The 13,624-nt window shown below is 36.0% G+C and carries 15 protein-coding genes; 10 read left to right on the top strand and 5 right to left on the bottom strand.

Annotated features, from left to right (window positions below; genetic code table 11):
* The first annotated feature begins 264 nt into the window (after positions 1-264).
* The 7 genes from VK161_RS10880 to VK161_RS10850 are packed head-to-tail and all read left to right on the top strand — an operon-like array spanning position 265 to position 4,117.
* The gene (locus VK161_RS10880; RefSeq protein ID WP_324214814.1) at positions 265-771 is read left to right on the top strand and encodes a GbsR/MarR family transcriptional regulator; all 507 of its coding nucleotides are present in this window, start codon (positions 265-267) and stop codon (positions 769-771) included.
* Positions 772-827: 56 nt separating this feature from the next.
* A complete protein-coding gene (locus VK161_RS10875; protein WP_324214813.1) occupies positions 828-1,145 on the top strand; it encodes a hypothetical protein in 318 nt (105 codons plus the stop codon).
* Positions 1,142-1,963 (top strand): DCC1-like thiol-disulfide oxidoreductase family protein, encoded by an 822-nt coding sequence (locus VK161_RS10870; protein WP_324214812.1) that lies wholly within the window; start codon positions 1,142-1,144, stop codon positions 1,961-1,963. Before VK161_RS10875 ends, VK161_RS10870 begins: the two co-directional genes overlap by 4 nt.
* 2 nt (positions 1,964-1,965) lie before the next feature.
* On the top strand, positions 1,966-2,874 hold the full coding sequence (locus VK161_RS10865) for a TIGR01777 family oxidoreductase (RefSeq protein WP_324214811.1): 909 nt from the start codon (positions 1,966-1,968) through the stop codon (positions 2,872-2,874).
* Entirely contained in the window at positions 2,871-3,215 is a 345-nt protein-coding gene (locus VK161_RS10860) for a hypothetical protein (RefSeq protein WP_324214810.1), read from the top strand. Before VK161_RS10865 ends, VK161_RS10860 begins: the two co-directional genes overlap by 4 nt.
* A 12-nt stretch (positions 3,216-3,227) precedes the next feature.
* Positions 3,228-3,614 (top strand): hypothetical protein, encoded by a 387-nt coding sequence (locus VK161_RS10855; protein WP_324214809.1) that lies wholly within the window; start codon positions 3,228-3,230, stop codon positions 3,612-3,614.
* Positions 3,615-3,667: 53 nt separating this feature from the next.
* On the top strand, positions 3,668-4,117 hold the full coding sequence (locus VK161_RS10850) for an SRPBCC family protein (protein ID WP_324214808.1): 450 nt from the start codon (positions 3,668-3,670) through the stop codon (positions 4,115-4,117).
* A 60-nt stretch (positions 4,118-4,177) separates the two neighbouring features.
* Here the strand turns inward: VK161_RS10850 and VK161_RS10845 are convergent, their stop codons facing one another.
* The 5 genes from VK161_RS10845 to VK161_RS10825 form a co-directional block, all read right to left on the bottom strand.
* Positions 4,178-4,858, bottom strand: coding sequence for a hypothetical protein (locus VK161_RS10845; protein WP_324214807.1), 681 nt, complete (start codon positions 4,856-4,858; stop codon positions 4,178-4,180).
* A gap of 273 nt (positions 4,859-5,131) precedes the next feature.
* Complete coding sequence (locus VK161_RS10840; protein WP_324214806.1) at positions 5,132-5,878, bottom strand: response regulator transcription factor; 747 nt, start codon at positions 5,876-5,878, stop codon at positions 5,132-5,134.
* A complete protein-coding gene (locus VK161_RS10835; protein ID WP_324214805.1) occupies positions 5,871-7,598 on the bottom strand; it encodes a tetratricopeptide repeat-containing sensor histidine kinase in 1,728 nt (575 codons plus the stop codon). Before VK161_RS10835 ends, VK161_RS10840 begins: the two co-directional genes overlap by 8 nt.
* Positions 7,599-7,641: 43 nt before the next feature.
* Positions 7,642-8,061: a hypothetical protein gene (locus tag VK161_RS10830; protein ID WP_324214804.1), complete on the bottom strand. Its 420-nt coding sequence runs from the start codon at positions 8,059-8,061 to the stop codon at positions 7,642-7,644.
* 84 nt (positions 8,062-8,145) lie between these two features.
* Positions 8,146-8,919 carry a hypothetical protein gene (locus VK161_RS10825; protein ID WP_324214803.1) on the bottom strand — a complete coding sequence of 258 codons (774 nt, stop codon included), beginning with the start codon at positions 8,917-8,919 and terminating at the stop codon, positions 8,146-8,148.
* Positions 8,920-9,118: 199 nt separating this feature from the next.
* Between VK161_RS10825 and gcvP the strand changes: the two genes are divergently transcribed.
* The 3 genes from gcvP to VK161_RS10810 all read left to right on the top strand — a co-directional run bounded on the left by gcvP (position 9,119) and on the right by VK161_RS10810 (position 13,604).
* Positions 9,119-11,962 carry an aminomethyl-transferring glycine dehydrogenase gene (gene gcvP, locus VK161_RS10820; protein WP_324214802.1) on the top strand — a complete coding sequence of 948 codons (2,844 nt, stop codon included), beginning with the start codon at positions 9,119-9,121 and terminating at the stop codon, positions 11,960-11,962.
* 81 nt (positions 11,963-12,043) lie between these two features.
* Entirely contained in the window at positions 12,044-12,418 is a 375-nt protein-coding gene (locus VK161_RS10815) for a group III truncated hemoglobin (RefSeq protein WP_324214801.1), read from the top strand.
* 127 nt (positions 12,419-12,545) lie between these two features.
* On the top strand, positions 12,546-13,604 hold the full coding sequence (locus tag VK161_RS10810; RefSeq protein WP_324214800.1) for a ketoacyl-ACP synthase III: 1,059 nt from the start codon (positions 12,546-12,548) through the stop codon (positions 13,602-13,604).
* Positions 13,605-13,624: the final 20 nt, after the last annotated feature.

Raw genomic sequence — 13,624 nt, 5'->3', positions numbered from 1 at the left:
CTTTTTGTGCAATACAATGGAACAAAAGATAGAGCGGAAAGCCTGACCCAATTGCTGCCACAATTTTTCAATTCAACTACCTATATCTGCAATTGGGTAACGCCCAAAAACAACTATTAAAATCAATTATTCATTACTTTTTTTTATCTGTTTTATACCTAACAGGTTTTGAAAACCTGTTAGGAGAAGAAACTTTCATTTTTTTTTGAAAGTTTAAAAACTTTTAATTACCTTTGTTTCATCAAAAGCGAAAAGCGAAACAAAATGGACTACAAAGAAGCTAAAAATAAATTCGTACAAACTTGGGGCGCGCTGGGCAGTCAATGGGGAATTAACAAAACCATGGCTCAGATTCACGCGTTGTTGATGGTGTCGCACGAAGCAGTTTCTATGGAAGACATTATGGAAGAATTACAGATTTCAAGAGGCAATGCTTCGATGAATTTACGTGCTTTGATGGATTGGGGAATTGTATACAAAGAATACAAAGCAGGCGAACGACGTGAATTTTTTACGGCCGAAAAAGACTTGGACGAATTGGCGGTTAAGATTTCGAGAGAACGCAGCAAACGTGAAATCAAACCGGCATTAAAAGTGTTGAAAGAAGTATCATCTATCACTTCTGATAACACTGCCGAAGAAAAACATTTTGTGGATCAAACTACCAAATTGTACGATTTTGTATTGCAAGCCGACAATGTGCTGGATAAAATAACCGAATACAAAGACAATTGGTTGGCGCAATTGCTTGTCAAATTCATGAGAAAGTAAAAAAAATTTAAACAAAACTTTCATTTTTTTCTGAAAGTTTAAAATAAAGAGAAATCATGAGAGCATTAAAAGTCTTAAATAGTATTGCGATTGGAATTCCGATTGTGTTTTTATTGATTGCTACTGTAGATGAGAGTTTTTTGTTTTATGCAGCTCTTTCAACAATGGTAACTGGTTTTATTCAATTACTCACTGGATTTTATTATTGGTCAGAATATTCTGAAAGTAAAGCGATAAAAATGTACTTCTTCTTTGTTGCACTGTTTTTTGTTTTACTCACAACTCCAATTCCAATTGAATGGTTTGTGATTTTGCCACCAGCACTTTGCATTTATTTATCTTATTTGGTTTACTCTTTACAATCAGAATCATGAAAACGCTAAAAAATCAAACGCTATTGTACGACGAAGAATGTCCAATGTGCAACTTATACACCGCAGGTTTCATCAAAGCCGGAATGATGGATAAAAACGGAAGAAAACCTTTTGAAGCCATCACAGAAAACGAACAACAATTCGTCGATATCAATCGAGCCAGTAACGAAATTGCATTAGTCAATCATCAGGACAAAACGGTCATTTATGGTATTGACAGTTTGCTTACCATTATTGGTCATTCTTTCCCTTGGATGAAAAAAGTGGGAACAACTCAACCGATTTATTTTCTTCTTAAAAAACTTTATAAATTCATTTCTTACAACCGAAAAGTGATCATCCCGAGTCGTAAAAAAGAAAATAATCCTTTGCAATGCGTTCCCGATTTTAATTTCACGTATCGCTATTTATACCTTGTATTCGCAACGGTAATTACAGTATTGACATTGTACAAATGCGCTTCACTATTGACACTATTACCCGAAGCAAGTATGATAAGAGAAATTCTCTTAGCCACGGGACAAATTGCATTTCAATTGTTGTTTTTGACTCGATTGGATTATAAAACAAATTTAAATTACATCGGAAATTTACTCACCGTTTCACTCATGGGTGCTTTGATTTTGCTTCCAATGATTATTGCAAACGAGTTCATCGCTATACCACAATTGGCAATTTTAGGCTGGTTTGGAATGACGGTTGTTTTGATGGTTTTGGAGCATTACCGAAGAATAAAAATCTTACAATTACCTTATTATTTAACTGCCACTTGGATTGCCTATCGAGTACTTGCCTTGCTCATCATTCTAAATTTTTAATTATGAAAAAAATAGTTATTGCTGCTGGAACCGGATTTTTAGGAAGTGTTTTGGTGGATTATTTTCAAGAAAAATGCGACGAAATGGTAATTCTGACGCGCGGAAAATCAAAAGTAGTTGGAACAATAAAGTACGTGAATTGGAACGCCAAAACCTTTTCCGGTTGGGAAACCGAATTGGAACAAGCCGATGTATTGATTAACCTTGCCGGAAAATCAGTCGATTGCCGCTACAACGATGCCAATAAAGCCGAAATTTTAAATTCACGAATCGACAGCACCAAAGTTCTAGCTCAAGCGGTTTTACAATGCCAACAACCGCCAAAACATTGGTTGAATTCGTCTACCTCAACCATTTATCGTTTTTCTTTGGATAAACAGATGGACGAAACGACAGGTGAAATTGGAGATGATTTTTCGATGAACGTAGCGAAAGCCTGGGAGAAAACCTTTTTTGAAACTGAAACTCCACTTACATTGAAAACAGCCTTGCGAACCTCAATCGTATTAGGCAAAAAAGGCGGCGCATTTGTACCAATAAAAAACTTGGTCAAATTAGGTTTTGGTGGCAAACAAGGTAAAGGAAATCAATTCATCAGTTGGATTCACGAAACCGATTTTGCACGCGCATTGGAGTTCATCTTGGAAAAACAAATGACTGGAGTTGTGAATATTGTTTCTCCTACTCCAACACCCAATAAAGTATTCATGAACACCTTGTGCAAAAAACTAAAAGTGCCGTTTGGATTTCCGATTTCAAAAATGATGTTAGAATTCGGAGCCAAAATCATCGGAACTGAAACCGAATTGGTTTTGAAAAGCCGTAACGTAGTTCCGAAACGATTAGTCGAAAACGGTTTTGAGTTTCACTATGGCGAATTGGACAAGGCTTTTAAACATTTAACGTCATGAATCTCAATATTCTTGGTTATGTCATTTACCTCTTCATTACGACTTTAATCATCGTCAAAGTGGGGAAAATTTGTTACCAAAACGGGAACATTTACGTGGCTGAACTTATTCCGAATCACATGGATTTGTGTCACAGAACCAATCAAATTTTATTATTAGGTTATTATCTACTGAACATTGGTTATTGTGCAATGACCTTAATTTCGTGGAAAACAATTAACTCATTCTCACAATTAATTGAAGTGATTGCTTTCAAATCGGCCACCATCATTGCCATCATAGCCGTAATGCATTACATCAACATTTTTATACTTACTAAATATATTCAAAAATTAATTTAAATACTCATACTTATGGAAACTACAAAAATTTTAATCGGTTACGCCATTTACTTACCTGTTGCTTTGTTTTTAACCTATTACGTTTCAAAAACACTTTTTAAAAACAGTAAAATATACATGATGGACATTTTTAAAGGAAGGGAAGAAATTGCAAACGCGACCAACAAACTCTTTGAAACCGGATTTTACTTACTTAACTTGGGTTTTGCCTTACTAATTTTAGAAATGAATCTGTACGAAGACAGTTATCAATTATTGATCGAAAAACTGAGTTATAAAATAGGCGGATTTACTATTTATTTGGGAATTATGTTGTTTTTAAACCTGTATTTTTTCTTCAGAGGAAAACGAAAAGCTCGAGAAAATCAAGCTGAAGAACGCATTGTTTTTAATGGATAAATAAATAATCCTGACAAGTCTTAAAAACCTGTCAGGATTGAACAATAAACAAAATGACTTCAATTCATCTGATAACTCGAATAAAAGCACCTGTACAAGACGTTTTTGATGCTGCGAGAAACATCGATTTGCATCAAAATTCAGCTTATCAAACGCATGAAAAAGCCATTGCTGGAAAAACTTCTGGCTGGATTGAATTGGGAGAAACTGTCACTTTCAAAGGAAAACATTTTGGCATTTATCTCACACATACAAGCAAAATCATCAAAATGGAAAAGCCTCATTTCTTTGTTGATAAAATGATAGAAGGAAAATTCAAATCGTTCAAGCATCTCCATTTTTTTGAAGAAAAAGAAGGTGTAACAATAATGACTGACATTTTAGAATATGAAACTCCGTTTGGGTTTTTCGGTAAACTTTTTGATCGATTACTTTTGAAAAACCATTTGGAAAAATTTCTACTCGAGCGCAATCAAATTCTAAAAGAAAATACAGAAATTTAATTACCTAAAACACGAAAACCCTAAACATGTGCTTAGGGTTTCTTTGAAGTGTGCTAAGGTTTATCCGTTTCCTTTTACAGACCACGAAAATGTTGGAGTTAGGGTTCCGCCACTGCAATCAATTTGAGCGGTATATTTTGCCGTCGGATCGTAGGTAAACCAAATGTTGGAAGGCGTATCCGGACCACCGCCAATTCCTAAAACTAACATTACGGTATCACCAGGTTGCAATGGAGCATCTGAGTTGGTGAACAAATCGCAAGCCATAGTTTGACTTTGGCAAACTGGAACTTTATTTCCGCTGTAAATTTTGCTTTTGGTCCACGCATTGCTGAATGGTGGTGTAAAATAATACATGGTAAAATTGGCAACATAACCGCCACCACACGACAAATACATTTCAAATGTATTGATACTTTGCAAATTTAGGCCATTGTTATTGGCTGCTCGTGCGGATTCATTAGCTGACGGTAAGAAAACTAAATTGGCTTTTTCTCTCAGTTTGCTATCGTATTCACCTAAATCAGATAAATACCGTAAAGCTCCAAGTGCCCAAAAAGGATGATCACTTTCTAAGATGGTTGACATCAACTTTTCACGTCCTACTTCTTGGTCGGCCGCTTCTAAAATTTCTTGAATTGAACTGTTTTTTGAATCGTCATTAATGATTGCTAAAGTTTCTGATGCTCCCAACTGACGCGCTAATTTTGCTGCATCTAAGCGTTGATTTTCTGTGTTCATAATTGTTGTTTTTTAATTGTTTATACTTAATTTTCAAAAATCATCACCATTTAAATCTCATCAATCAACCCATTAGAAATTGATGAATTGTGCTGATTTCTGTAGTAAAACTACTTTTGATTGGGATGCAAATGTTTGAAAATGACACCAAAGCATTATTCATTGTCATGAAACAAGTAAAATGCGGTACAAGATTTTTATAAAGTGAATAGACACAAAAAAATCTTCCAGAAACTGAAAGATTAATAAGTAACGATTAGCTTAAAAAACTCTTTATTTTAAAATGCGGAATTTCTGAATGAAGTCTTTGTACTTATCACTCAAAGTGACTCTGTGGTTTCCTTTGAGGAGAATGAGATTATCGGCTACTAAAATCTCCGTTATTTTATCGGTATTGATGATAAAGTTTCGATGCGTTCGAGTGAATTTTGATGGATCTAAAAGGTCGATGATTTTGGTTAACGAAATGAGAATCACAAATTTTTCTTGTTCGGTGATTACATTGCAGTAGCGTTCTTCAACTTCGATGTAAACAATATCGGTAATGGCAATTTTCTTTAGTGAATCTTTCTTTTTGATGAATAAAAAATCGTTACTGATGACGGTATTTTCTTTTTCCGTGACAAAAACATTAGTTTGAGCGTAGAATTTTTCGACTGCCATTTCTACGGCGTATAAAATTTCCAATTCATTGAATGGTTTTAGTAAAAAACTAAATGGATGCGTCAATTTGGCGCGTTCAAATATCTGTCGATCTTTGGAAAACGTCAGAAATACAAAGGGTTTACAAGCGTTCGGAACTATATTAATCGTTTCAGCAAAGGTGATGCCATCGGGTTTTCCATCTAAAAAAATATCGATGATGACCACATCAACCGAATGCGCGTAGAAAAGAGTTAGTGCTTCATTATAACTGGCTGCAACACCAACCACATGATAGCCATTTTTTTCTAAAACTTGAGTCAATTCATCGCGTTCCAGCGGATTGTCTTCAATAACAAGTACGTTGATGCTATCCATGATGTTCAGATTTCAATAAAGATACACAAATTTTGGTTCCGATGTTTTCTTGACTTTCGATGGCTAATTTTCCGCCGTTTTTGGCAATCATTGATTTGCACAAATGCGTTCCCAATCCGCTTCCCATAATTTCTGAATTCCCTTTTTTGGAAAGTAAAACCGATTCTTTCAGTAGTTCTTCTTGAATTTGAGTACTCATCCCAATTCCGGTATCTTCTACTATCAAAGTACAAAATCCATCATCTGAATCTTTGGTATAAATTGATATTTGACCATTAGGCTTCGAAAATTTTATGGCGTTGTCTAACAAATTTCTGAGTATGATTTTAAACGAATCCAAATCAACAAACACAAAAACATCTTTGGAAACGACATTGGAAAATGTAATTTTCTTATCCAAAAAAAGCGGTTTGTAGTTGAATTCGATTTGTTGAATTACGGAAAACAAATGCTGTGATTCCTGATGGAAATACAACTGTTTGGTTTGGAGCAAAGCCCAATTAAGCAAATTATCCAGCAAATTATAAGCACTATTGGCAATGGAACTGTTGGTATGAAGCAGTTGATCTAATTCGGTAAAATTTTTAGATTCTAAATTGGCTATCAATTTTACATTACTCGTTTTTAAGGCGTTTACAGACGACCGCAAATCGTGACTGACAATCGAAAATAGTTTGTCTTTGGTCGCGTTCAATTCGTCTAATTCTTCTTTTTGAGCCAGAATAATTTTATTTCTTTTGACTTTTTGTCGGAAAAAATAAACCGAAGTACCCAAAAGCAGCAACAACGAAAGTGACGAATAAAACAAGCCGTTTCGCTCGGCGATTTTAATTTTATTTTCGGCTTCCAATAACGTGATTTCTTTTTGTTTCTGCTGAACCGCGTGTTTCTTCTCGAGTTGAGCAATGGCCCACACTTTGTTTTGATCGTTTAATGAATCCTTCCATTGCTCCATTTCTTTTCGATACAATAAAGCTTTGGTAAAATTCTTTCTGTTTTCTTCCACTACCGCCATATTTTCGGCGGCATTTTGTTTGAGCTCAAAACTGTTGATTTTTTTAGAAAGTTGGTAGGCTTTTTCAAAATACGGAATCGCTTGGTGGTCTTGGTATTGTTCGTAATAAAGGTTGGCCAAGTCCATATACGAACTAATCATTTGAGTTGTATCTTTCTCTTTTGAATGTAAATCGGAACTTTTGATCAAGTAGTGTTCGGCTTTTTCAAACTGTTGGGTATGAAAATAACAGAGTCCGAGATTGTGGTAAAACGAGCTTTTATCGATATCGTGATGACTTGTTTCATCTTTCTCAACAGCATCTAAAAAGGTAATGGCTTCAGTATATTTGTTTTGCTTGAGAGCAATTATTCCGCTTGCAATTTTTATTTTATACCGAAAAGGAAAATCATTAGAAATGGATCTAAATTCTTTTTTAGACTCTAAAAACAACCCTTTGTTCAAGAAACTGATTCCTCTGAGATAATGAGTAAAATCATTCAATTGAACCTCTTTTTGGGAACTATTCAATTGCTTCATAGTATACACTAAAACCGAATCCCATTTTTTTCTATTGTAGTACAATTGGGCTTTTTTGAAGTTCAATTCGTCAGCGTGCCTTTGGGCAATCTTCTTCATTTCTGCATCAAAAGTCAGTTTTCTATTGGATTCTTGAGCAGGAATTTGAATTGAAAAAAAAACGCATAAAACAATAAGAAACACCATTTTTTTAATCATGTTTCGAAATTCAAAAAAAGGTAATTTTGGCTTAGCAGTTGGTTGCATCCGGTACAACAACGATTACGGTTGTCACAGTTCCTCTTGATGTTCGCGGATCATTATTTTGTAGATAAACGGTTACATCTGCGAGTTCTTGCAAAATATACGAAGCCTCAAGATACCAAGCCGTATAGTGAGTGGGCACTTTTGAAGGTAAATCAAAAACTACATAAAAATCGGTATTGGTAGTTTCATCGATAGAAAAAACAGGTGATTTGGTATAATCACTGTCAATCAATACCATTATCCTAAAAAAAATAGTGTAAGACCCATCTACTTCTTTGGTTGAATAAGCGGTAACGGTGGGCGCAATAGGATACAACGCTCCTAAACTTGACGGTGTAACATAGGTTGCCGATAATCCGCTATTTAGCGCAATAATTTTACTATTAATTTCTCTAAGTCTCATGATGCATAGGTTTTTGGTTGGTTCTTCAAATGTACTTCAAACCACCAAACCAAAACCCCGTATAAACACCTGATTTTTATCACTTTACTTTTCAGCAAACAACAAAATCATCCATACTATCGGAATACTTTCTACCCAAAACAAAGTGTAATACTCATTCCGTTTTAATGAGGTAAAATGAATGGCCAAAACGGTAATTACACCAACAGGAATCACTATTAAAGATGAATTTTCTTTTAAAAACTCTAAGACTATAAAGGGAACTACCAATAGTATTCCAAATAATTTTACTTTTTGAATTCCGAATCGTTGCGGTAACGTATTCATGGTTTTACAATCGGTTTCGCTGTCGATAATTTCGAAAGGAATGAGCAAGCTGATTAAAATCAAAAACCGCTGAATTAAAGTTAAATAATAATCCCAAACGATTGGTTTGTAGAAAATATAAGGAATATAGACGGTGATAAAAGTAACTACAGAGCTTACAACAAATAATTTCAGCCAACCAAATCGTCTTAAAAGCGGATAGATTGCGACAAAAAAACCCGAAAAAACAATCGAAATTTGAATGGTTTCATTCATCATAAAAAAAAGAGGAATCATTCCGATTGCGGCAAGTAAACTAACGAACAAAATTCCGTAATACTTAGTGCTGTGAAACTCTCTTTTGTAAAAAATAATGTAGTATTTGAGAAAATTATAACCCAACACCGTTCCAAAGAAAACACAAGCTGGATAAACAAAGTGGTTGAGTAAATTTGCCGAGATTGTGGTTACGTAAACCAAACTCATCACTGCCAATGCAACATGAAGGGAAGATTGTAGGTAAAAATCAAAAAGTTGCCTCGCGAATTTCATTCTACAAAACTAATCAATCGAGTTTGGACACAAAAAGAAATTCTGTTAATAAATCGGCATTTTGGTTGAAAAATTCTCAAAACATTACGTCTTGTTTAACGTAAAATTAGAAGTATAATAATTACTTTTGTTGGCACAAAAACAAACCCGATTTACATCGGAACAAACACAACTAAACACACTTAGAACCATTACTTTAATGAGAACAGACGCATTTGCATTACGCCACATAGGTCCACGTGAGAGCGACCTACAACATATGTTTAACACCATCGGTGTTGAATCAATGGATCAACTGATTTACGAAACCATTCCGGATGATATTCGTTTGAAAAAAGACTTGGAATTGGATGCACCAATGACCGAATATGAATACCTAACACACATTCAAGAATTAGGTAAAAAGAACAAAGTTTTTAAATCATACATCGGTTTGGGTTATCATCCAACAATTGTTCCTGCCGTTATTCAACGCAATGTTTTTGAAAATCCAGGTTGGTATACCGCTTACACGCCTTACCAAGCCGAAATTGCTCAAGGTCGTTTGGAAGCCATTTTGAATTTCCAAACCACTATTATTGAACTAACCGGAATGGAAATCGCCAACGCTTCATTACTGGATGAAGGAACTGCTGCCGCTGAGGCAATGGCATTATTATTTGACGTTCGTTCTCGTGATCAAAAGAAAAATAACGCCAATAAATTCTTCGTTTCGGAAGAAATCCTACCGCAAACATTATCAGTTTTACAAACCCGCTCTACTCCAAAAGGAATTGAATTAGTGGTTGGAAATCATGAAAATTTTGATTTTTCATCTGACTTTTTTGGTGCCATTTTACAATATCCAGGAAAATTTGGTCAAGTAAACGATTACACAAAATTCATAGCTACTGCTAATTCAAAAGAAATAAAAGTGGCTGTTGCTGCGGATATTTTATCTTTAGTTAAATTAACTCCACCTGGAGAAATGGGAGCTGCAGTTGTTGTTGGAACTACGCAACGCTTCGGAATCCCGATGGGTTACGGCGGACCACATGCTGCTTATTTTGCTACTAAAGAAGAATACAAACGTTCGATGCCCGGAAGAATCATCGGTGTTACTATTGATGCTAACGGCAATCGAGCATTGCGCATGGCTTTAGGTACACGTGAGCAACACATCAAACGTGAAAAAGCAACATCCAACATTTGTACAGCTCAAGTTTTATTGGCTGTTATGGCCGGAATGTACGCTGTGTATCACGGACCAAAAGGATTGAAATACATCGCCAATAAGGTTCATGCTTCGGCGGTGACTTTGGCCGATGCTTTGAATAAATTGGGTGTTTACAATACTAACACCGCATTTTTTGATACAATTTCAGTTAAAGCAGATGCTTCAAAAGTAAAAGTAGTAGCTGAAAAGCAGGAAGTAAATTTCTTTTATGTAGATGGAGAAACAATTTCCATTTCGGTAAACGAAACTACTTCTGTTGCAGACATCAATCAAGTCATTTCAATTTTTGCTGAAGCGACAGGAAAAGATACTTTTACAGTTTCTGAATTGGCTTCAACTACTAATTTCCCAAGTTCATTAGAAAGAACATCGTCGTTCTTGAAACACGACGTATTCAATAATCATCATTCGGAATCGCAATTGATGCGTTACATCAAAAAATTAGAGCGCAAAGATTTATCGTTGAACCATTCGATGATTTCGTTGGGTTCATGCACGATGAAACTCAACGCTGCTGCCGAAATGTTGCCGTTATCAATGGCCAATTGGAACAGCATCCACCCGTTTGCTCCTATCGAACAAGCCGAAGGCTACCAAATTATGCTAAAAAAATTAGAGCATCAATTGAATGTAGTTACTGGTTTTGCTGGAACAACATTACAACCTAATTCGGGTGCACAAGGCGAATATGCTGGTTTGATGGCGATTCGTGCGTATCATTTATCGCGCGGTGATGATCATCGAAATGTGTGTTTAATTCCATCTTCGGCTCACGGAACCAATCCTGCTTCGGCTGCGATGGCCGGTATGGAAATCATCGTAACCAAAACCATGGAAAACGGAAACATCGATGTAGAAGATTTAAGAGCAAGAGCCATTGAATACAAAGACCGATTGTCGTGTTTGATGGTAACGTATCCATCAACACACGGCGTTTTTGAAAGTGCCATTATCGAAATTACTGATCTTATCCATGAAAATGGAGGATTAGTGTATATGGACGGTGCCAATATGAATGCGCAAGTTGGATTGACCAATCCAGCAACTATTGGCGCTGATGTGTGCCACTTAAACTTACACAAAACATTCGCAATTCCACATGGCGGTGGCGGACCAGGAGTTGGACCAATTTGTGTAAACGAAAAGTTAGTTCCGTTTTTACCAACCAATCCTATAATTCCAACAGGTGGAAATCAAGCGATTACTGCTATTTCTGCTGCGCCTTATGGTTCGGCTTTAGTATGTTTGATTTCGTACGGTTACATCACAATGTTGGGTGCTGAAGGTTTGAAAAAATCAACTCAGTTTGCCATTTTAAATGCCAATTATATGAAAGCGCGCTTAGAAGAACATTATCCTGTTTTATACTCAGGAGAAATGGGACGCGCCGCTCACGAAATGATTTTAGATTGCCGTGCCTTCAAACAACAAGGCATTGAAGTAACCGATATTGCCAAACGTTTAATGGATTATGGCTTCCATGCTCCAACTGTTTCGTTTCCAGTTGCTGGAACTTTGATGGTAGAACCAACAGAATCAGAAGACCTTGCTGAATTGGATCGTTTTTGTGATGCATTAATTTCCATTCGTAAAGAAATTGCCACAGTAACAGCAGACAATCACAACACGGTATTACACAACGCTCCACATACGTTAGCAATGTTAACGGCTGATACATGGAATTTCCCCTACACTCGCGAACAAGCAGCGTATCCATTGGATTATATTTCAGACAACAAATTCTGGCCAAGTGTGCGTCGTGTAGACGATGCGTACGGCGATCGAAATTTAGTTTGCTCTTGTGCTCCGATAGAAGCGTATATGTAAAATTTTTGTTTCAAGTTTCAGGTTTCAAGTTGTAAAGATCAACTTGAAACCTGAAACTTTAAACTTGAAACAAAATGATTTATGAACGACATCCAAAACCAAGACGATTTATACCTATTAGTCGACGAGTTTTATAAAAAACTACTGGCCGATGATTCCATCAGTTATATTTTTACCGATGTAGTGAAGATTAAACTAGAAGAACACTTACCCATTTTAGTTACTTTTTGGTCGCAAGCCATTTTAGGAACTGGCGGTTACACCAACAATTTGACACAAATTCATTTGGATGTCAATGCCAAAGAATATTTATCGCCCGAACTATTTAAAATTTGGTTGCATCACTTTTACACCACAGTTGATGAGAATTTCAAAGGTGAGAAAGCTGAGCAAATCAAAACCCAAGCCTTGAGTATTGCTACTATAATGCAGATTAAAATTGCTCAACAAAACTAAAATAATTATTACATCACTAATTTTAGTCACTTTTTTTTACACTATTCACAATAGTTTGCAATTAATTGGGAAAACTGATTCCTATATTTTTTTTTATCGATAATTTAGTACAACTATTAATCATACAATGAATATAAAAATTACTGGCTCTGGAAGTTATATTCCAACCGAAATAGTTTCCAATATCGATTTTGCACAACATGTTTTTCTGAATGATGACGGAACTCCTTTTCCGCATCCAAACGACGTTGTTGCACAAAAATTTTTAGAAATAACTGGTATTCAAGAACGTCGTTATGTAACCGACGATTTGAATACCTCAGACATTGCATTCATTGCGGCTCAAAAAGCCATAGCCGATGCTAAAATTGACCCAGAAACTTTAGATTACATCATCTTTGCTCACAACTTTGGAAATGTAAAAAAAGGAGCCATTCAAACCGATATTTTACCCAGTTTAGCTACACGTGTAAAGTTTGACTTGCGTATAAAAAATCCAAAATGCGTTGCCTACGACATGCTTTTTGGCTGTCCAGGTTGGGTGGAAGGTGTGATTCAAGCACAAGCATTCATCAGAGCAGGAATGGCAAAAAAATGTTTGGTGATTGGAGCCGAAACTTTATCACGAGTGGTTGACTTGCACGATCGCGATTCGATGATTTATTCGGATGGCGCCGGAGCGACCATTATTGAAGCTACTGAAGATAAAGGCGGAATTCTAGCGCACGAAACAGCAACTTACGCCTACGACGAAGCTTATTATTTACACTTTGGCAATTCGTTCAACAAAAACCACGATCCCGATGTGCGTTACATCAAAATGAACGGTAGAAAAATCTACGAATTTGCTTTGAGTAATGTTCCACTTGCGATGAAAGAATGTTTGGACAAAAGTGGCATCGACGTTAGTCAAGTAAAGAAAATACTCATTCACCAAGCTAACGAAAAAATGGATGAAGCCATTATTCAACGTTTTTATCGTTTATACAAACAAACCGCACCCGAAGGAATTATGCCAATGAGCATCCATAAACTCGGAAACTCAAGTGTAGCAACGGTTCCAACACTATACGACTCGCTAGTGAAAGGCAAAATCGAAAACCAAGAATTGCACAAAGGCGATGTCATTATTTTTGCTTCCGTTGGAGCTGGAATGAACATTAATGCGATTGTGTATCAAATGTAACTTTTTCAAGTTTATAGTTT

It is taken from the genome of Flavobacterium sp. (genome assembly GCF_035299245.1).
Lineage (GTDB): Bacteria > Bacteroidota > Bacteroidia > Flavobacteriales > Flavobacteriaceae > Flavobacterium.
Note: the sequence above shows the minus strand (reverse complement) of the source record. Positions and strands in the feature narration are given on the sequence as shown.

Bases quoted from the DNA above. Each gene is read 5' to 3' on its own strand.
- VK161_RS10815 (WP_324214801.1), top strand. From the start codon at position 12,044: ATGAACGACATCCAAAACCAAGACGATTTATACCTATTAGTCGACGAG.
- gcvP (WP_324214802.1), top strand. From the start codon at position 9,119: ATGAGAACAGACGCATTTGCATTACGCCACATAGGTCCACGTGAGAGC.
- VK161_RS10850 (WP_324214808.1), top strand. From the start codon at position 3,668: ATGACTTCAATTCATCTGATAACTCGAATAAAAGCACCTGTACAAGAC.
- VK161_RS10810 (WP_324214800.1), top strand. From the start codon at position 12,546: ATGAATATAAAAATTACTGGCTCTGGAAGTTATATTCCAACCGAAATA.
- VK161_RS10845 (WP_324214807.1), bottom strand. From the start codon at position 4,858: ATGAACACAGAAAATCAACGCTTAGATGCAGCAAAATTAGCGCGTCAG.
- VK161_RS10870 (WP_324214812.1), top strand. From the start codon at position 1,142: ATGAAAACGCTAAAAAATCAAACGCTATTGTACGACGAAGAATGTCCA.
- VK161_RS10875 (WP_324214813.1), top strand. From the start codon at position 828: ATGAGAGCATTAAAAGTCTTAAATAGTATTGCGATTGGAATTCCGATT.
- VK161_RS10840 (WP_324214806.1), bottom strand. From the start codon at position 5,878: ATGGATAGCATCAACGTACTTGTTATTGAAGACAATCCGCTGGAACGC.
- VK161_RS10860 (WP_324214810.1), top strand. From the start codon at position 2,871: ATGAATCTCAATATTCTTGGTTATGTCATTTACCTCTTCATTACGACT.
- VK161_RS10865 (WP_324214811.1), top strand. From the start codon at position 1,966: ATGAAAAAAATAGTTATTGCTGCTGGAACCGGATTTTTAGGAAGTGTT.
- VK161_RS10830 (WP_324214804.1), bottom strand. From the start codon at position 8,061: ATGAGACTTAGAGAAATTAATAGTAAAATTATTGCGCTAAATAGCGGA.
- VK161_RS10880 (WP_324214814.1), top strand. From the start codon at position 265: ATGGACTACAAAGAAGCTAAAAATAAATTCGTACAAACTTGGGGCGCG.
- VK161_RS10855 (WP_324214809.1), top strand. From the start codon at position 3,228: ATGGAAACTACAAAAATTTTAATCGGTTACGCCATTTACTTACCTGTT.
- VK161_RS10835 (WP_324214805.1), bottom strand. From the start codon at position 7,598: ATGGTGTTTCTTATTGTTTTATGCGTTTTTTTTTCAATTCAAATTCCT.
- VK161_RS10825 (WP_324214803.1), bottom strand. From the start codon at position 8,919: ATGAAATTCGCGAGGCAACTTTTTGATTTTTACCTACAATCTTCCCTT.